The organism is Streptomyces sp. NBC_00354 (genome assembly GCF_036106915.1).
In the GTDB taxonomy this organism is placed as follows: Bacteria; Actinomycetota; Actinomycetes; order Streptomycetales; family Streptomycetaceae; genus Streptomyces.
The window spans coordinates 1,576,040-1,594,006 of sequence record NZ_CP107983.1 but is presented as its reverse complement, the minus strand read 5'-3'; the positions used below and the strand labels follow the sequence as shown (position 1 = coordinate 1,594,006).

Below are 17,967 nucleotides of genomic sequence, written 5' to 3'. Positions count from 1 at the left end.
GCCGCCCTCAGTCGTCGAAGCGTGAGATCTCTACGTTCTCCAGCACCCCGACGGCGTCGGGCACCAGGATGGCCGCCGAGTAGTAGGCGGTGACCAGGTAGGAGACGATCGCCTGCTCGTTGATGCTCATGAACCGGACGGACAGGCCCGGCTGGTACTCGTCGGGCAGGCCCAGCTGGTGCAGCCCGATGACCCCCTCGTTGTCCTCGCCGGTGCGCATGACCAGGATCGAACTGGTCCGCTCCTTCGTGACCGGAATCTTGTTGCAGGGCAGCAGCGGCACCCCCCGCCAGGAGGGCATCGAATGCCCCTGGAACTCGACGGAGGCCGGGTACAGCCCGCGCCGGCTGCACTCGCGGCCGAACGCGGCGATCGTGCGCGGGTGCGCGAGGAAGTACTGGGAGCCGCGCCGCCGGCTGAGCAGCTCGTCCATGTCGTCCGGGGTGGGCGGGCCGGTGCGGGCGTAGATCCGCTGCTCGTAGTCGGCGTTGTGCAGCAGCCCGAATTCCGGGTGGTTGACCAGCTCGCTCTCCTGGCGCTCCTTGAGGGCCTCGATCGTCAGCCGCAGCTGCTGTTCCGACTGGTTCATCGGCTGGTTGTAGAGGTCGGCGACGCGGGTGTGCACCCGCAGCACGGTCTGGGCGACGCTCAGTTCGTACTCGCGGGGGCTCAGGTCGTAGTCGACGTACGTGCCGGGCAGCATGACCTCGCCGGTGTGGCCGGCGGACAGGTCCACGGCCTCGCTGCCCTTGCGGCCCACGCGCTCCGCCTCCAGGTAGGCCTCGGCGTGCCGGCGCAGGGCGGGGGAGCGGTTCAGCGCCTCGTCCCAGTTGCCCCGGTTGTACGTCATGGTCACCACGTCGGTCTGGGCCCGGGCGGTGAACTCCCAGCGGGCGTCCGGCAGCGGGTGGTGGCCGAAGTGGTCGCCGTCGCTGAGGACGCCGAGGCTCGCCTCGTCCCCGTACGCGCCGGCGCCGAGCCGCTCGATGCGGCCGTGGGCGACGAGGTAGATCTTGTCGACGGGCTCGCCGCTGCGGACGATCACGTCTCCCTTGCGGAACTCCTCCTTGACGAACCGGTCCGCGATCGACTTGACGACCGCGTCGTCGGGGAAGTGCCGGAGCATGCCGAGCTCGCGCAGCATGGGCGGGATGACCCGGAGTTCGGACCCGGTCTTGACGAAGCTGATGCGCCCGTCGCCGAGGGTGTAGCTGACCGTGCGGTTGACCCGGTAGGTGCCGCCGCTGGTCTGGACCCACGGGAGGATCTTCAACAGCCAGCGGGAACTGATGCCCTGCATCTGCGGGGCGGACTTGGTGGTGGTCGCCAGGTTCCGCGCCGCATCGGTGCTGAGGCTCTGGCGGGCGCTGCGGGTCGGGTGTGCGGCGGCGCTCTCTTCGGTCGTCGGGTCGACAGACATGACGGAACGTCCTCTCGGTCGGTCTTCCTGGCTCCGGATGCGGCGTCGGTGACTGTCCTGCGCAGCGGCCCGGGTGCGGGTCGCGCACGTCGCGTACGTCGCGTACGGGGGCGATCGGAAGGAGCGACCCCGCTTGTGCGTGATCCGCTGTGCTCCCGCACGCCACGCACACCCGGTGTGACCGGGTGCCACCGTGTGCACACGTCTTAGTTAGAGGCAGGGCGGCCCCACCCGGTACACGGGCCCCTGTCCCACCCTGTTGAATCTCCGACCGTGTTGAAGCGCTGGACACACGTACGAGTTGGGCGGTTCTGGATGGCGAAGCGTGACCCCAACGGACAACTCCGCACCCTCCTCATCGAAGCCCGCTGGAGCGGGCAGGACTTCGCACGGGCCGTCAACGGCATCGCGGCCGAGGCCGGCCTCACCCTCAGCTACGACCGGACCTCCGTCTCCCACTGGCTCGCGGGCACCAGGCCGCCCGCCCACGTCGTCGACCTTGCCGCCGAGGCGCTGAGCCGGCGCACCGGGCGCCGGATCGCCGCCGCCGACACCGGGCTCGCCCGGCCCGCCGGGGCGAGGGCGCGGGAACGCCCCGGCGGCGGGGCGCACGACGCGGACGTCCTCGCCACGGCCGCCCTGGCCGGTGCACAACTGCCCGACTGCGGGCCGGACTTCGGGGTCGGCGCGCTGGGCGAGATCCCGGTCTACTCCTCCGCGTGGCGGCCGCCGGAGGAGCAGCAGCCGGCCCATCCGGGGCAGGCCGGCCCGAGGGCCGGGGTACGGGCCGAGGCGCGGGCCGGGGTACGGATCGGACAGGACCACGTACGGGCCGCCGAGGCGGTGCTCCCGGTCTTCCGCAACGCCGACATGATGTTCGGCAGCGGGCTCGCCCGGCCCGCCCTGACCGCGTACCTCGCCACGACCGTCGCCCCGTGGCTGCGGGCCGACGCGCCGCCCTCCGTACGCCACCGGCTGCTCGGCGCCACCTCCCGGCTGGCCTACACCGCCGGGTTCCTGTGCTTCGACAGCAACCAGCACGGTGTGGCCCAGGCCTACTACCGGGCGGCGCTGCGGCTGGGCCGGGAGGCCGGAGATCCGCAGTGCCACGCGCCCGTGCTGCGGGCGATGAGCGTGCAGGCCCACCACCTCGGCCACCGCACGCAGGCGCTGGAGCTCGCGGAGGCGGCCGCACGGGAGGCGGGGCGGCTGCCGGCGCTCCAGGCGGCGTTCGTCACCGGGCAGCTGGCCGTGGCGGAGGCCGCCTGCGGGGACCGGCGGGCCGCGGTCGCCCATCTGGCGGGCGCCCAGCGGCTGCTGGACCGCTCGGCCGGGCAGAGCGCGCCGATCGGCGACTACCACCAGGCCGCGCTGTGCCACCAGCAGGCGGAGGCGCTGGCCGCGCTGGGCGACGGCCGGGGCGCCATCGCCGCGCTCGGGGCCTCGCTGCGCCACCGGCCGGCGGCGGAGCGGCGGGCGCGGGCGGTCACGGCGGCCCGGCTCGCCGAACTCCACCTGGGCCAGGGGCATCTGGAGCGGGCCTGCGCCGCCTGGCACGAGGTGCTGGACGTCGTACCGCAGCTGGAATCGGCCCGGGTGACGGACGCGCTGCGCCGGATGCGGGGGCGGCTGCGGGCGGTCCGTGCGAGTGGGGTCGTACGGCCGCTGCTGGAGCGGGTGGCGGCCGGGACGTAGCGGCGCCCTCGTCGTACATCCGTTCAGAGCTTCAACTGCGCGGGATTTTCAACAGGGCCGGTGCCGGGGCGGCTACCCGTGCGCCGGGCCCGCATCGCACTGTCATGCCATGCAGAAGCATCCGCCCGCTGCCGACCCCGCCCACCCGCCCGACCTGTCCGCCCTGCCTGCTCTCCCCGGCCTGCCTGACCTGTCCGGCCTGACCGGCCTGCCTGACCTGTCCGTTCTGTTCGACCCGCCCGTACCGCCCGCCCCGCCCGTACCGCCCGCCCCTCCCGTTCCGTCCCGCGCCGCGCTGCTGGCCCGGCTGCGCGGGGGTCCCGGCGGACCGGGCACCAGCAGCCTGCGCATCCGTCCCGCCCTCCCGCCCCCGGCCCCGGCCGTCGTCCCCGCGCCGACTCCGGCTGCCGTACCGGCCCCCGCGGCGCCCGGCCGGTCCCGGGGGAACCCCGCCGTCCCCGAGCTGTACTGCCCGCCCCCGCAGCGCGACGACCCGGCCCTCGCGGACGCGGTCGAGGACCGGCTCATCGCCTGGGCCGAGGAGACCGGGATCTACGCCGGCCGGCTGGACGAGGTACGGGCGCTCTCGCTCGGTCGGTACACCATGCTCACCTACGCCCACGTCGAGGACCCGGACCGGCTGCTCGCCCCCGCCAAGTGCACCCTCGCCCAATGGGCCACCGACGACTACTACTGCGACGACGAGAGCGCCGGCGCCGTCCCGCTCCGGATCGCCACCCACCTGTCCCAGGCCCTGGCCGCCATCGACCCGGCCCATCTGCCGGCCCGCTACGCGCCCCTGCTGGAGCAGGCCATGTGCGCCGACCCGGTCCTCGTCGCGCTGCGCTCCAGCACCGAGCACCTGTCCCGGTACGCCACCCGCTCCCAGCTCACCCGCTACCGGCACGAGATGGCCGCGCTCTTCTCCGGCTACACCGCCGAGGCCGGCTGGCGCGTCTCCGGCCGCACCCCGCCGGTCTGGGAGTTCCTCGCCGTCCGCCAGGACAACAGCTTCATCCCCACCATGGTGATGCTCGACCCGGCGGGCGGCTACGAGCTCCCCGTCGAGGCGTACGCCGACCCGCGCGTGCGGGGCGCGGTCCTCAAGGCGGCCTCCGCCAGCGTCATCGTCAACGACCTCTACTCCATGCACCGCGAGGACGAGAGCGCCGCCGTCAACTACAACCTGCCGGCCCTGATCGAGGCCGAGGAGGGCTGCTCGCGGGCCGAGGCGGTCCGCCGCTCCGCCGACCTCCACGACGAGCTCGTCCACGCCTTCGAGGAGGAGTCGGCCCTCCTCTCCGCGGCCGGATTCCCGCCGCTGATCCGCTTCCTGGCCGACGTATGGGCCTGGCTCGGCGGAAATCTGGAATGGCACCGCACGACTGCCCGCTACAACCCCGCGGGCCGCGCCCCGGCCCAGGACAGCGGCCCGACGCAGGGCCGGACGCACGGCCCGACGCACGGCCGGACGCACGGCCCGGAGCAAGGCCCGACGCACGGAGGGACCCCGGCATGACCACCCCCGAAGCCCCCGCCCCCGAGGCCGAAGAGGCGGCCCGGCAGGCCGCCCTCAGCACCGCGGCCGCCCGCAACCTCGCGACGACCACCAAGTCCGTCCCCCAGATGCAGGGCATCAGCTCCCGCTGGCTGCTGCGCGTACTGCCCTGGGTGAACGTCGGCGCGGGCACCTACCGCGTCAACCGGCGCCTGAGCCACGCCGTGGGCCGGGGCAGGGTCTCCTTCGTGCAGACCGGCGCCGACGACGTGCGGATCCTCGCGCCCACCCTGGGCGAACTCCCCACCCTCAAGGGCTTCCAGGACCAGGAGGTCCTCGAGGACCTCGCCGTGCGCTTCGTCAAACGGGACCTGCGCGCGGGCGACACCCTGGTCGAGGAGGGAGCCCCCGTGGAGGAGGTCTTCGTCATCGCCCACGGCCGCCTCGAGAAGCGCGCCCAGGGCAAGTACGGCGCGCCGGACGTCCTCGGCGTCGTCGCCGACGGCGACCAGCTGGGCGACGACGCCCTCGGCCGGCCCGAACCACGCTGGGACTACTCCGTTCGGGCCGCCACCGCCGGCACCGTGATGGTGCTGCGCTGGCGCGCCTTCCAGGAGGTCCTGGAGCGCTCCGCCGCCCTGCGCGCCCACCTCGGACAGTACGTGGAGAACGGCCGCCGCCCGGTCAACCGGCGCGGCGAGGCGGACATCGAGCTCGCCTCCGGCCACGCGGGCGAGACCCTGCTGCCCGGCACCTTCGTCGACTACGACCTCAGCCCGCGCGAGTACGAACTCTCCCTCGCCCAGACCGTCCTGCAGATCCACACCCGCGTCGCCGACCTCTACAACGACCCGATGGACCAGTTCGAGCAGCAACTTCGCCTGACCGTAGAGGCTTTGCGCGAGCGTCAGGAGTGGGAGCTCGTCAACAACCGGGAGTTCGGGCTGCTGCACAACGCCGCGTACGAGCAGCGGATCAACACCTGGTCCGGGCCGCCCACCCCCGACGACCTCGACGAGCTGCTCACCATGCGCCGCGGCACCAAGGTGCTGCTGGCCCATCCCAAGGCCATCGCCGCCTTCTTCCGCGAGTGCAACAAGCGCGGGCTCGTCCCCGACAACGCCGAGGTGCAGGGCAAGTCGGTACCCGCCTGGCGCGGGATCCCGCTGCTGCCCTGCGGCAAGATCCCGATCGTCGGCGGCCACACCAGCTCGATCCTCGCGCTGCGGACCGGCGAGGAGCAGGAGGGCGTCATCGGCCTGCGGCCGACCGCGATCCCCGAGGAGTACGAACCCGGCCTGAACGTCCGCTACATGGGCATCGACCAGCGTTCGATCATGTCCTACCTGGTCAGCGCCTACTACTCGACGGCCGTTCTCGTCCCCGACGCCCTCGGGATCCTGGAGAACGTGAACGTCGCGGGCGCCCGCTCCTGACCTCCGGGCGGGCCGGGCCGGCCCCGGTCGATGCCGGTGCCCCTGCGAACGGTTGTCCGGAAGCCGCCGATCGGCTCTACTGCTGTGCAAGTCCCGCATCCGGGGCACAGCGCAGGGGAGGGCATCCACGATGAGTTCACACCGCCGCCGCCGGGGGTTCCGGGGCCGGCCGCTGCTGACCCTGTCGGCCGCCGCCTTCCTCCTCGTCGGCGTCTGCGCCGCCGCCGGCATCGCCTGGGACCCGTTCGCCCGCGCCTCCGGCCAGGACGGCGCCTCCGCCGCCGTGATCGGCACGCCCTGGTCCGCCGGTCCCGACACGGGCTCCGGGAGCCCCGCGCCGAGCGCCACCGGTCAGGCCTCGCCCGCCCCGAGCGGGAGCCCGGGTGGTGAGGGCCAGGGCGGTGCCGCGGGCGCGGGGGATGCCGCCGGTCAACGGCCCGCCGGAGCCCTGCCCTTCGACCTGCCCGGGCCGGCCGCCCTGCGCACCGGCGGCGCGGGCAGGAAGCTGGTCTTCGCGCACTACTTCACCCCGTACCCGCTCTCGCTGGACAACGCGAGCGCCGACGCCGACTACTACACCCGCAACTACCTGAACCCGGGCGGGGAGAACGGCAAGCACGAGCGGTACGGCGGTCTGCTGCGCGACCGGCCGCTGCCCGTCCAGCCCAAGGGCGGCAACTGGGAACGCGCCAACCTCGAGCAGGAGGTGCGCACCGCCCGCGCCGCCGGGCTCGACGGGTTCACGCTCGACATGCTCTCCCTGTCCGGGCCGAACCGGGACCGCGCCCACCTCCTGATGGAGGCCGCCCATGCGGTCGACCCCGCGTTCAAGATCATGCTGATGCCGGACATGACCTCGCTGAACACCGACGACCCCGGCGTGCTCGCCGACGCCGTCGCCGCCCTCGGCAAGGCCCCCGCCGCGCACCGCCTCGGCGACGGCCGGCTCGTCGTCTCCCCCTTCAAGGCGGAGGCGAAGGACGTTGCCTGGTGGACGCAGGTCCTCGACCTCCTGAGGACCCGGCACGGCATCCGCACCGCCTTCGTCCCGACGTTCCTCGAATTCGGCGCCAACAGCGCACGGTTCGCGCCGATCAGCCACGGCTTCTCCGAGTGGGGCAGCCGCAGCTACGTCGGCCAGGAGAGCGCCACCCGCGACGTGCAGCGGGCCCACGGCATGGGCAAGATCTGGATGCAGCCCGTCTCGGTCCAGGACGCCCGCCCCAACCAGGGCATCTACGACGAGGCCGGCAACACCGCCACCCTGCGCTCCACCTGGACGCACGCCATCGACGACGGCGCCGACTGGGTGCAGCTCACCACCTGGAACGACTACTCGGAGGGCAGCCAATTCGCGCCCTCGCTGCACAACGGGTACGCGTACCTGGACCTTTCCTCGTACTACCTGGCCAAGTTCAAGACGGGCAGCTGGCCGAAGATCGTCCGCGACACGCTCTACGTCTCGGCCCGCACCCAGTTCGCCGCGGCCGACCCCACCGGCACCCAGTCGCTGGTGATGTCCCTGCGCAAGGGCAGTGCCGCGCCCCGCGACTCGGTGGAGGTGCTCAGCTTCCTGACGGCCCCGGCGACCGTCCGTACGGCGGTCGGCACGGCCCAGGACGAACACGAGGCCCCGGCCGGCATCCACTCCGCACTGCTCCCGCTGCGCCCGGGCACCAGCTCGGCGGTGGTGGTCCGCGGCGGCAAGCCCGGCACGGAGGTGAAACTGCCCTACGCGGCGGACCGCACGGTGAAGGTCCAGGACCTGCAGTATTACGCCGTCACCAGCGGGCGTGACTGAGGGCCGTACCGGCCACCTCGGCGGGATTGGCCCTTCCGGGCCGTCCGGGGCGGCCCGCATCATGCGGGCAACCGCACACCACCCCTCGGAGGACCCGTGACCGACCCGACCGCCCCCGCCGCTCCGTTGCGTCCTGCCGCCCCCGCCGTGTTCCCGGGGGGACCCGGGCTGTTCCGGCTGGATCCGGAGGTCGCCCACCTCAACCACGGGTCCTTCGGCGCCGTACCGCTGCCCGTGCAGGAGGCCCAGGCTGCGCTCCAGGCGGAGCTCCACGCCGATCCCGACGCCTTCTTCGTCGGCGCCGCGGACCGGATCGCCGGCGCCCGCGCCCGTATCGCACGGCACTTCGGCGCCGACCCCGACGGCATCGCCTTCATCGGCAACGCCACCGAGGGCGCCAACCTCGCCCTCGACGCCGTCCCGTTCGCCGACGGCGACGAGATCCTGGTCACCGACCACGGATACGGCACGGTCGTCGCGGCCGCCGCCCGCCGCGCGCGCGTCAACACCGTGGCCCTGGACCCGTACCTGCCCGACGAGGACGCCGTACGCGAGACCGTGCTGGCCGGGCTGACGCCCCGTACCAAGGTGGCGCTGCTCGACCACATCAGCTCGCCCACCGCCCGGCTCATCGCCTCGCCCCGGCTGCTCGCCGACCTGGCCGCCCGCGGGGTCACCACCGTCGTCGACGGGGCGCACGTCCCCGGCATGGTCGCGGACCCGCTCGCCGGGGGCGCCGACTTCTGGTTCGGCAACCTGCACAAGTGGGGGTACGCCCCCTCCGGCAGCGCCGTCCTCGCCGTCGCCCCCGGACACCGCGGCCGGGTCCGGGCGCTGGTGCCCTCCTGGGAGGACGGGGACGGGTTCCCCCGCTCCGTCGAGAACCGCGCCACCGCCGACTACACCGGCTGGCTCGCCGCCCCCGAGGGCCTGGACCTCCTCGACCGGCTGGACGCCGCGAAGGTGCGGGCCCACAACAGCGCCCTCGCCGCCCACGGCGCGGCCCTGCTCGCCGAGATCCCCGGGATCACCCCGCTCCCGTACACCGAGGGCCTCGCGATGCGCTCCCTGCGGCTGCCGCCCGGCACCGCCGAGACCCCGGAGGCCGCCCGCGCCCTGCGCGAGCGGATCGCGGCGGAGCAGGGCATCCGGGTGCTGGTCTGGCCGTGGCCGGGCGGCGGCGGCATCCGCGTCTGCGGGCAGGTCTACAACCGGCCCGAGGAGTACGAGCGGCTTGCCGCCGTGCTCCCCGGCTACGTCGGATGACGGCGCCGGACACCCCCTAGCCGCGCCGGAGCAGATACGTGTCCATGATCCAGCCCTTGCGGGCGCGGGCCTCGGTCCGGAGCTCCTCGATCCGGCCGGCGACCTCCGCCAGCTTCCCCGAGACCAGGATTTCGTCCGGGGTGCCGACGTAGGCGCCCCAGTAGATGAAGAGGTCCTGGTCGAGGTGGGCCGTGAAGGCGTGCCGCGCGTCCAGCATCACCACCACGTCGTCCACGTCCTGCGGCCAGCCCTCGGCCAGCCGCCGCCCGGTGGTGATCTGGACCGGCCGGCCGACCCGGTTCAGGTTGGTCCGGTGCCGGGCCAGCAGCGAGGAGATGCTGCTGATGCCGGGCACGACCTCGTGCTCGAACGCCACCCGGCCCCGCTCCAGCACCTCGTCCAGGATGGCGAGCGTGGAGTCGTACAGCGAGGGGTCGCCCCAGACCAGGAACGCCCCGGTCTCGCCGTCCGCCAGGTCCTCGGCGATGAACCGCTCGAAGATCTCGGCCCGCGCGCTGCGCCAGCCGTCCACCGTCGGTGCGTACCGGTCCGGGGTCCGGTCCCGGTCCGGGTCGCGGCCCTCCACGAGCCGGTGGCCGGGGCGGGCGTGCTCGTCGAGCATCGCGCGCCGCAGCCCGGTCAGATCCGCCTTCTCCTCGCCCTTCTCCAGGATGAGGAATGCGTCCGCCGCGCCGATCGCCTTGACCGCCTGGAGGGTCAGGTGGTCCGGGTCGCCCGCGCCTATGCCGATCACTGAGAACTTCTTCACGCCGCTATTCTGCCCGTCATGCGTGCCGCCCTGTTCGTCACCTGCGTCAACGACGCGCTGTACCCCCGGACCGGCATCGCCGTCGTACGCCTGCTGGAGCGGCTCGGCGTCGGCGTGGACTTCCCGGCGGCCCAGAGCTGCTGCGGCCAGCCGCAGTACAACACCGGCTACCGGCGCGAGAGCGAACCGCTGCTGCGGCGCACCGCCGAGGCCTTCGCGGGGTACCCGTACGTGGTCACCCCGTCGGGTTCCTGCGCCGCGATGGTCCGCACCCACTACCCGCGCATCGCCCGCCTGGCGGAGCAGGAGGGGCGGGGCTCCGGGCTGGCGGCGCTGGCCGGGGACCTCGTACCGCGCGTCCACGAGCTGACCGAGTTCCTTGTGGACGTACTCGGGGTGACCGATGTGGGCGCGTACTTCCCGCACACCGTCACCTATCACCCCTCCTGTCACGGCTTGCGGGGGCTCGGGCTGGGGGACCGCCCGCGGCGGCTGCTGGCCGCCGTCAAGGGCCTGGACCTGGTCGAGCTGCCCGGCGCCGAGGAGTGCTGCGGCTTCGGCGGGACCTTCGCCGTGAAGAACCCGGACGTGTCCGCGGCGATGGGCACCGACAAGATCGACAGCGCGGTGGGGACGGGCGCGGACGTGCTCTGCGGGGCCGACAACTCCTGCCTGGCCCACCTCGGCGGGATCCTGCGCCGCAGGGGGGACACGATGCGCGCCCTGCACCTGGCCGAGATCCTGGCCTCGACGGAGGAGGAACCGCTGCGATGACGGGGACGTTCATGGGGATGCCCGCCTTCCCCGCCTTCCCGGATGCGGCGCGGCAGGCCGTCGGGGACGGGGTGCTGCGCGCCAACCTCCGCCGCGCCACCCACACCATCCGCGACAAACGGGCCCGGGCCGTCGCCGAGCTGGCCGACTGGGACCGGCTGCGCGCGGCGGGCAAGGCCGTCAAGGACCACACGCTGCGCCACCTGGACCGCTACCTGCTCCAGCTGGAGGAGTCCGTGACGGCCGCGGGCGGCACCGTCCACTGGGCGGCCGACGCGGACGAGGCCAACCGGATCGTGACCGGGCTGGTGCTGGCCACGGGCCACCGAGAGGTGGTCAAGGTCAAGTCCATGGCCACCCAGGAGATCGGCCTCAACGAGGCCCTCGAGGCGGCCGGGATCGCCGCGTACGAGACGGACCTGGCCGAGCTCATCGTCCAGCTCGGCCACGACCGCCCGTCGCACATCCTGGTCCCTGCCATCCACCGCAACCGGGCCGAGATCCGGGACATCTTCGAGGCGGAGATGGGCCGCCTGGGCCTCCCGGCGCCGGACGGGCTCGGTGACGACCCGCGCGAACTCGCCGAGGCGGCGCGCCTGCACCTGCGCGAGAAGTTCCTGCGCGCGAAGGTCGGGGTCTCCGGCGCCAACTTCATGGTCGCCGAGACGGGCACGATGGTCGTCTTCGAGTCCGAGGGCAACGGCCGGATGTGCCTGACGCTGCCCGAGACCCTGATCTCGGTGGTGGGCATCGAGAAGGTCGTGCCGGCCTTCCGGGACCTGGAGATCTTCCTCCAGACGCTGCCGCGCTCGTCGACGGCCGAGCGGATGAACCCGTACACGACGATGTGGACGGGCACCACTGACGGCGACGGCCCCTCCGCCTTCCACCTCGTCCTCCTCGACAACGGCCGCACCGACACCCTCGCCGACGAGGTGGGCCGCCAGGCCCTGCGCTGCATCCGCTGCTCCGCCTGCCTGAACGTCTGCCCGGTGTACGAGCGCGCCGGCGGCCACGCGTACGGCTCGGTCTACCCCGGGCCGATCGGCGCCATCCTCAGCCCCCAACTACGGGGTACGGGCAGTGAGATCGACGCCTCGCTGCCGTACGCGTCCACCCTGTGCGGGGCCTGCTACGAGGTCTGCCCGGTCGCCATCGACATCCCCGAGGTCCTCGTCCACCTGCGCGAACGGGTGGCCCAGGGCGGCCCGGTGACCCGGGAGGGCATCCGCGTCCGGATCCGCCCCGCGCACGGCCACACCGCCGAACGGGCCGCGATGCGGGCCGCCCGGCTGCTCCTGGACCACCCGGGCGCGCTGCGTGCGGGGGAACGCCTCCTGGCCCGGTCCCGCCGGCTCCGGCCCCGCCGCCTGCCGGGTCCCGGCCGGGCGTGGACGGACACCAGGGACCTCCCGGAGCCCCCGCCGGAACCGTTCCGCGACTGGTGGTCCCGGGAGCGGGGAGGGCAGGAATGAGCAGCAGGGACCGCATCCTGGGCCGGATCCGGCGGGCGGTGGCGGACGGCGCCCCCGACCCCGCCGTCCCGCGGGACTACCTCCCGGTCCACGGCGCCCGCACCCCGGCAGAGACGGCGGACCTCCTCGCCGCCAACCTGTCCGAGTACCGCGCCAAGGTGCACCGCACGGACGAGGACGGCCTCGCGCTGCTCCTTGTGCGTCTGCTGGCCGAGCGGGGCGCGCGGAGCGTCCTCGTCCCGCCCGGCCTGCCCCCGTACTGGCTCGCGGCGGCGGACACCACCCGCGTCCACGACCGCGCAGCCTCCACCCCGTACGAACTGGACGCGGTGGACAGCGTGGTGACCGGCTGCGCCCTGGCGATCGCCGAGACCGGCACGATCGTCCTCGACGGCGGCCCCGGGCAGGGCCGGCGCCGTATCACCCTGATCCCGGACCACCACATCTGCGTGGTCCGGGTCCCGGACCAGGTGGTGGACTCGGTCCCGCGGGCACTGCCCCTGCTGGACCCGGCGCGACCGCTGACCTGGATCTCCGGACCCTCCGCCACCAGCGACATCGAACTCGACCGGGTGGAGGGTGTGCACGGCCCGCGCACCCTGGAGGTGGTCCTGCTGACCGGACCAGCAGAATGAGTCCCATGCCCGCATACATCGCCCTCACCGCCCTCGTCGTCCGCGACTACGACGAGGCCATCGACTTCTACACCCGTGCCCTCGGCTTCACCCTCGTCGAGGACACCGCGCGCCCCGACGGCTCCCGCTGGGTCGTGGTCCGCCCGGACGGCGCCACCGAGGCAGCGCTGCTGCTGGCCCTCGCCAAGGACGAGGCCCAGCGCTCCCGGGTCGGGGACCAGACGGGCGGCCGGGTCGGCTTCTTCCTGTACACCGACGACTTCGCCCGGGACCACACCCGGATGACTGCGGAGGGCGTCCGCTTCCTGGAGGAGCCGCGCCACGAGGCGTACGGCTCGGTGGCCGTCTTCGAAGACCTCTACGGCAACCGCTGGGACCTCCTCGAGCCGGCGTAGCCCACTGCCGCGACCACCCGCATTGGCCGCTTCCGGGGCCTGGGCCGACGGTCGGCCGCCGCGCCGGCCCCGGTCGGAGCCCTGGCGCGCGCCCGCCGCCCCGGTCGGCCGCATCGGTTGCCATCGGCCCGCCTGCGGTCAGGCGGGGTTCGGCCGGTCCGGACGGGAGGCGAGCTGCGGAGCCTCTGCCGCCGCGTCGACCGCCGGCCCGGCCTCCACGCGCAGGGCCAACTCCCGGGCCCAGCGGACCAGGCCCGGCACATCGATCCCGTACGGAGACTGCGCCCCGCCCGGCCCGGCGACTGTCTCCGGCGCCGTCGCCGTGTCCCGCCCCGCCAGGGCAAGAGCGTCGGACCCACGGCGCAACAGGCGGGCGCCGCCGACGGCGTTTCCGCGCGCGGCGTGCGTGAGGCCGACCGCCAGCTGCGCGAGAGCCCGCCACAGCGGTGCCTCGGCCGGCGGGCCGGACTTCCAGGCGTCCTCGAACACCTCGTGCGCGTGGAACGGCATCCCGGCGTCCAGCAGCCGCTGCGCCTCTGCCAGCGTCTCGGCGGGCGTCCGCACGACCCCCTCGGGCTGCCGCTCCACCCCCGGCGCCCCGTAGGGCAGCGGCCGCCCCAGCCCGTCCCGGGGCCGCGCGCTCCGCGCCCGCCCCTCACCGTCCCGATCCCGTCCGTTCACCCGGCCATCCTCTCTCCCGCCGGAAACCCGTGCATGCGCACCCCTCTACGTGGGGTAATGTTCTGCATGTGCCGCAGGGACGGGGGAAACCCCAGATCAACAGCACAACGGGACGTGGCGCAGCTTGGTAGCGCACTTGACTGGGGGTCAAGGGGTCGCAGGTTCAAATCCTGTCGTCCCGACTCGAAAGAGTCGTAGATAAGGGGCCGTTTCGGAGAAATCCGAAACGGCCCCTTATCGTTTTCCGGCACCTTCGGGGCGCCGATCGGCCGTCCGCCCCAGGCCAGTCGAGGGCGGACGGCCCGTCTCACGACTACTCGCCTGCGGGGGACAGCTCCTCGGTGACCCGTTTGACGAATTCGGTGGCCGACTGCTCCAGCGCTTGTGGCTCGGCGGTCAGGCCGATGAAATCGGGCAGCCTGTACCCGAGCTCTGCGAAACGGGATGCGATGGCGTGGGGGGTGCGCTTCGTGGCGTTGGCAGCCTGCAGGATGTGAGTGGGTCGGACCGGATCGTCGAAGCTGAGCCAGGGTGGCGCTGCATCCAGATCACGGCTGATGATCCTGAGATCGTCCGGTTCTGCCGAAGGCAGGCGGATGGCTGGAGCGCGGAAGCCGAATTCGGTGAGACGGGAGGCCACGTATTCGATGGTGTGTCCGGTCGCGGACGCGGCCAGCGCCATGTGGGCGGGATGAACACTCTCGTACAGGTCCAGCCAGGGTGCTCGTTCGTTGACGTTCTGGCTGAGGATGTGCAGGTCGCCAAGTTCGAATCGCGGTGTCGGATCGGCAGGCATGCGGTAGCCGAGCTTGGTCAGGCGGTTGACGATGTGGTCGGTGGTGCATCCGGTGGCGGTCGCGGCTTGGTTGATGTGGGCGGGGTGCACCGGTTTGCCGGGCCCGAGCCAGGGCGGGTGTCCTGTGAGGTCTTCGCTGACGATGAGGAGGTCGCCCGTCTCGAGCCGGGGAAATGGTGCGGCGGAGGCGGGGAAGCCCAGTTCCTCGAGGCGAGCGGCGACTTCCTCGGTGGACCACCCGGTCGCGGCGGCGGCCTGCACCACGTGACCGATGTCGACCGGCGTCTCGGGGTCGAGCCAGGGCATCTGCCCGTCCAGGTCGCGGCTGAGGATGACCAGGTCGTCAGGTCCGAATTGCGGTATGGAACGGGTGAGCACGTGGTAGCCCAGCTTGGTCAGGCGGTTGATGATGTGGTCGGTGGTGTGCCCGGTGACGGTCGCGGCTTGGATGATGTGAGCGGGGGGCACCGGCTTGCCGGAGCCTAGCCAGGGCGGGCTTCCTGAGAGGCGCTCGCTGATGATGGTGAGATCGCCGGATTCGAGCCGGGGCAATGGTGTGGACGGTGTGGCGAAGCCGAGTTGCTCCAGGCGAGCGGCAACTTCCTCGCCGGACCGTCCGGTCCTGCGGGCGGCCTGCACGATCAGTCCGAGGCTGATCTCGGAGGCAGGGAACGACGCCGACCCCGGCCACCCCAGATCGGCTTCGCTCGTCTCCCATTTCGGCATCAGAAGGTAGATGTCAGACGGCACGGGCAGGGCCGAGGAAGAGGGCTTGGTGACGACCAACCCCGGAAAGAAGCCTGAATTCGTCAAAGCCTCCATCCTGAAGTTCTCGACATACCTCATCCTGGTGTGACGGCTCAGGAAGAGTTCGTCTTCGCCGAACGGAGAATTCAGGCGGCGACTGTCTTCCGCGAAATAGCCGGACTTGGTGATGTCCACCTCGCGCTCTGCGATCCGCCATGGTGCGAACCGGACTTGCACCGCTTCCGCAAAGATGTCATCGGCCAGCCCCGGGCTCTCTTGCAGCACCCGCGCCAGCCAGTCATGCCGGAAGACGGCGTCCTTCGCGCCCAGCAGGCTGGGGATCTCCTGCCGAAGCAGCCGTTCGATCTCGGCGGTGTCCACGTTGATGATCCGCCGCCGGTCCACGGTGAGCCGGGGCGTGTGCTGGCCCGACAGGTTCACCACCGCCCCGAAGCGGTGTTCTCCGGCCCACAGGCCGTCTGCCAGCACCGCGCCTTCGGTACTGCACCACCAGACTGCGGGCGTCGAGCCGGCCACGGTGACCACGCCCTCCACGCGCGCGGCGTCCGGATCGTGGGGATCGTCAGCGCCCAGCGGAGCCATGTCGCACAGGACGTTGGCCTCCCAGAGCTGCGTCTCTCCCCGGTCGTCGCGCGCAGTGACTTCGAACTCGGACAACCACAGGATGCGGCGCAACACGTCGACACAGGACGCGACCTCGGACGACCTGAGTCTGAGGCGGACGGTGGTGTAGGCGTCGGGACAGCGCTCCAGCCGCTGGATGCGGAACAGGGAGCCGGGGCCGGCGATCTCGACGCGCAGGTGCTCGCCCGGCAGTCCGTCGGGAGTGAGCCGGCAGGTGGTGACGGTGATGTCGTCCGCCAGCATGAAGTAGCTGAGCACGCCCACGCCGAACTGGCTGTTGGGGTGCATGGAGATGCCGTGTTCCCGCCACCTCGCCCGCTCCTCCATGTACTCCGGCAGGTCGGCGAACCGCATGCCGGCATGCGAGAACACGTCCCGGAGTTCGATCTCGCCCATGCCGATCCCGTTGTCACGGCATTCCAGGTACGGGCCCTTCTCGTCGACTCCCTGGGTGAAAGTGATGGTGCCGACGTACGGTGCCAGCCGGGATCCGGTGGCGCGCAGGTATTTCGTACGTGCTTCTCGGTAACGGCAAGCGTCCAGGGCGTTCTGGTAGAGCTCGCGGATGGCGAGGGCAGGATCTCCGTAGAGCTCCTCGCCCATCAACAGTTCCTGGATACGGTCGTCGGCGAGCCGAAATCTCAGCTCGGTCGACTCGTACGCACAGCGGCCGTTCGCCTCCGTAGCGGGAACCACCTGCTCGGCGGTGACGTGCAGGGGGAGATTGCGCAGCAGTGCCGGCCGTTCCTCGTCTCCGGTACTGATGTCGATCCGGGCCAGAAACGTGTCGAGGGTGGAGGCGTGCTGGCGCAGACCGAGGTCGACCGCGAGGTGGCTGCAAGTGGCGCTCAGCACCCGGGTCCTCCCATTCGATTCCCAGCGGAAGTCAGCCAGCGTGCTGTGAAGGCTCGGGAGGTCGACGGCGTAGCCGATGCCGATGTGGTCCACCAGCACGTCGGGCAGGGCGATCGGGTCGATCGCGAACAGGTGGGCGATACGCAGCAATTCTGCGAGCTGGTGCGTGCGGACCCGCTGCGCGGTCTCTGCCACTCCCACGCCACGGGGCCTGGTGGCGGCTTCCTCGAGCACCCCGGGGAGCCTGGGGGAGCGCAGGAGCCGGGCCATCAGCGAGGGCTCCAGAACATCCTCGACGAGTCGCTTCTCCCGCGGAGAGCGCTGGCCCAGGGGCACTGCGAGGTGATCCAGCAGGGTCTCGACGGAGGCGGGCTCGTAGAACCTCGCCTGCCGGAGGAGCCAGCGGTGGAAGAGCCACCAGCCGATCGCGTCGGCCGCGCCGCGGTCCTTGCTCCGCATGGCCCGGCGGACCAGCCGGGGCTGGCCCCGCAGGAACAACTCGTAGCTTCGCCGGGCCCGTGACGTGCTCTGCACGTCCGCGAGGTTGGTCGGGTCGATGGCGCTGTATTGGCTCGCGTTGTGCTTCCAGAACGCGGCGTGCAGGTACGGATGGGTGACGAGCAGGAAGACCTCGGCCGCCGAGAGCTCGAGTTCGGCGGGGCGCAGGCTGCTGTCCAGTAGCAAGCTGTCGGTCCACTCGGCCATCCGATCGGTGAAGGACAGGGAGTGCCACGGGTCATCGGTGAGCGCCGCGCTGTCCCGCGTTGTCGCTGCGGCCGCCCGGGAGGCCAGTGCTGTGGCGGTGTCGCGCAGCAGGGGCAGTCCGCGCTCGTCGGCGACGTAGTTCCACAGCGGATGGTCGCGCGCCGCCGCCACCCACTCGTGCTCATCGGGTGGCGACGCCGCTCCGTACCCGGCGCTGCCTTCCGCTGTCCCCACGTACGCCCGGTTCCGGGCGAGCACGATCTGGTGACCGAGGTCGCGCGTGCTCATCCTGGGCTGGGGAACTCGGAGGCCCTCGACCGTCTTGCCCTGGAGCCTGGTGTGAAGGGCGTTGAAGACGTCGGTCATGGTGAGTT

At 72.4% G+C, this 17,967-nt stretch carries 13 protein-coding genes and 1 tRNA gene; 10 read left to right on the top strand and 4 right to left on the bottom strand.

The window, feature by feature from the left end; translation table 11 throughout:
• Positions 1-7: 7 nt before the first annotated feature.
• Positions 8-1,420 (bottom strand): family 2B encapsulin nanocompartment shell protein, encoded by a 1,413-nt coding sequence (locus tag OHT74_RS07335; RefSeq protein ID WP_266661758.1) that lies wholly within the window; start codon positions 1,418-1,420, stop codon positions 8-10.
• Between the two features lie 315 nt (positions 1,421-1,735).
• Between OHT74_RS07335 and OHT74_RS07330 the strand changes: the two genes are divergently transcribed.
• The 5 genes from OHT74_RS07330 to OHT74_RS07310 all read left to right on the top strand — a co-directional run bounded on the left by OHT74_RS07330 (position 1,736) and on the right by OHT74_RS07310 (position 9,116).
• Complete coding sequence (locus OHT74_RS07330; RefSeq protein WP_328619775.1) at positions 1,736-3,115, top strand: hypothetical protein; 1,380 nt, start codon at positions 1,736-1,738, stop codon at positions 3,113-3,115.
• Positions 3,116-3,224: 109 nt separating this feature from the next.
• Positions 3,225-4,634: a family 2 encapsulin nanocompartment cargo protein terpene cyclase gene (locus tag OHT74_RS07325; protein ID WP_328619774.1), complete on the top strand. Its 1,410-nt coding sequence runs from the start codon at positions 3,225-3,227 to the stop codon at positions 4,632-4,634.
• Positions 4,631-6,049, top strand: a complete 1,419-nt coding sequence (locus tag OHT74_RS07320; RefSeq protein ID WP_328619773.1) for a family 2B encapsulin nanocompartment shell protein — start codon at positions 4,631-4,633, stop codon at positions 6,047-6,049. Before OHT74_RS07325 ends, OHT74_RS07320 begins: the two co-directional genes overlap by 4 nt.
• A gap of 130 nt (positions 6,050-6,179) precedes the next feature.
• On the top strand, positions 6,180-7,850 hold the full coding sequence (locus OHT74_RS07315; protein ID WP_328619772.1) for a glycoside hydrolase family 71 protein: 1,671 nt from the start codon (positions 6,180-6,182) through the stop codon (positions 7,848-7,850).
• Between the two features lie 96 nt (positions 7,851-7,946).
• On the top strand, positions 7,947-9,116 hold the full coding sequence (locus tag OHT74_RS07310; protein ID WP_328619771.1) for an aminotransferase class V-fold PLP-dependent enzyme: 1,170 nt from the start codon (positions 7,947-7,949) through the stop codon (positions 9,114-9,116).
• 16 nt (positions 9,117-9,132) lie between these two features.
• Here OHT74_RS07310 and cobF read toward each other — a convergent pair whose 3' ends face one another.
• On the bottom strand, positions 9,133-9,885 hold the full coding sequence (gene cobF / locus OHT74_RS07305; protein ID WP_266661746.1) for a precorrin-6A synthase (deacetylating): 753 nt from the start codon (positions 9,883-9,885) through the stop codon (positions 9,133-9,135).
• An 18-nt stretch (positions 9,886-9,903) separates the two neighbouring features.
• Here cobF and OHT74_RS07300 point away from each other — a divergent pair, with 18 nt between their 5' ends.
• The 4 genes from OHT74_RS07300 to OHT74_RS07285 are packed head-to-tail and all read left to right on the top strand — an operon-like array spanning position 9,904 to position 13,164.
• Complete coding sequence (locus OHT74_RS07300; RefSeq protein WP_266661744.1) at positions 9,904-10,659, top strand: (Fe-S)-binding protein; 756 nt, start codon at positions 9,904-9,906, stop codon at positions 10,657-10,659.
• A complete protein-coding gene (locus tag OHT74_RS07295; protein WP_328619770.1) occupies positions 10,656-12,134 on the top strand; it encodes a lactate utilization protein B in 1,479 nt (492 codons plus the stop codon). The genes OHT74_RS07300 and OHT74_RS07295 overlap by 4 nt, the downstream gene beginning before the upstream one ends.
• Complete coding sequence (locus OHT74_RS07290) at positions 12,131-12,769, top strand: LutC/YkgG family protein (RefSeq protein ID WP_328619769.1); 639 nt, start codon at positions 12,131-12,133, stop codon at positions 12,767-12,769. The genes OHT74_RS07295 and OHT74_RS07290 overlap by 4 nt, the downstream gene beginning before the upstream one ends.
• 5 nt (positions 12,770-12,774) lie before the next feature.
• Positions 12,775-13,164 carry a VOC family protein gene (locus tag OHT74_RS07285; protein ID WP_266998222.1) on the top strand — a complete coding sequence of 130 codons (390 nt, stop codon included), beginning with the start codon at positions 12,775-12,777 and terminating at the stop codon, positions 13,162-13,164.
• 138 nt (positions 13,165-13,302) lie between these two features.
• Here the strand turns inward: OHT74_RS07285 and OHT74_RS07280 are convergent, their stop codons facing one another.
• Positions 13,303-13,845: a DUF309 domain-containing protein gene (locus OHT74_RS07280; RefSeq protein ID WP_266661736.1), complete on the bottom strand. Its 543-nt coding sequence runs from the start codon at positions 13,843-13,845 to the stop codon at positions 13,303-13,305.
• Positions 13,846-13,953: 108 nt separating this feature from the next.
• On the opposite strand from OHT74_RS07280, the gene OHT74_RS07275 reads away from it, so the two are divergent.
• Positions 13,954-14,027: transfer RNA gene (locus OHT74_RS07275), tRNA-Pro, on the top strand.
• Between the two features lie 131 nt (positions 14,028-14,158).
• On the opposite strand, the gene OHT74_RS07270 is transcribed toward OHT74_RS07275, so the two are convergent.
• On the bottom strand, positions 14,159-17,959 hold the full coding sequence (locus OHT74_RS07270; protein WP_328619768.1) for a wHTH domain-containing protein: 3,801 nt from the start codon (positions 17,957-17,959) through the stop codon (positions 14,159-14,161).
• Positions 17,960-17,967: the final 8 nt, after the last annotated feature.

Bases quoted from the DNA above. Each gene is read 5' to 3' on its own strand.
- OHT74_RS07300 (WP_266661744.1), top strand. From the start codon at position 9,904: ATGCGTGCCGCCCTGTTCGTCACCTGCGTCAACGACGCGCTGTACCCC.
- OHT74_RS07330 (WP_328619775.1), top strand. From the start codon at position 1,736: ATGGCGAAGCGTGACCCCAACGGACAACTCCGCACCCTCCTCATCGAA.
- OHT74_RS07290 (WP_328619769.1), top strand. From the start codon at position 12,131: ATGAGCAGCAGGGACCGCATCCTGGGCCGGATCCGGCGGGCGGTGGCG.
- OHT74_RS07285 (WP_266998222.1), top strand. From the start codon at position 12,775: ATGCCCGCATACATCGCCCTCACCGCCCTCGTCGTCCGCGACTACGAC.
- OHT74_RS07320 (WP_328619773.1), top strand. From the start codon at position 4,631: ATGACCACCCCCGAAGCCCCCGCCCCCGAGGCCGAAGAGGCGGCCCGG.
- OHT74_RS07335 (WP_266661758.1), bottom strand. From the start codon at position 1,420: ATGTCTGTCGACCCGACGACCGAAGAGAGCGCCGCCGCACACCCGACC.
- OHT74_RS07315 (WP_328619772.1), top strand. From the start codon at position 6,180: ATGAGTTCACACCGCCGCCGCCGGGGGTTCCGGGGCCGGCCGCTGCTG.
- OHT74_RS07295 (WP_328619770.1), top strand. From the start codon at position 10,656: ATGACGGGGACGTTCATGGGGATGCCCGCCTTCCCCGCCTTCCCGGAT.
- OHT74_RS07325 (WP_328619774.1), top strand. From the start codon at position 3,225: ATGCAGAAGCATCCGCCCGCTGCCGACCCCGCCCACCCGCCCGACCTG.
- OHT74_RS07270 (WP_328619768.1), bottom strand. From the start codon at position 17,959: ATGACCGACGTCTTCAACGCCCTTCACACCAGGCTCCAGGGCAAGACG.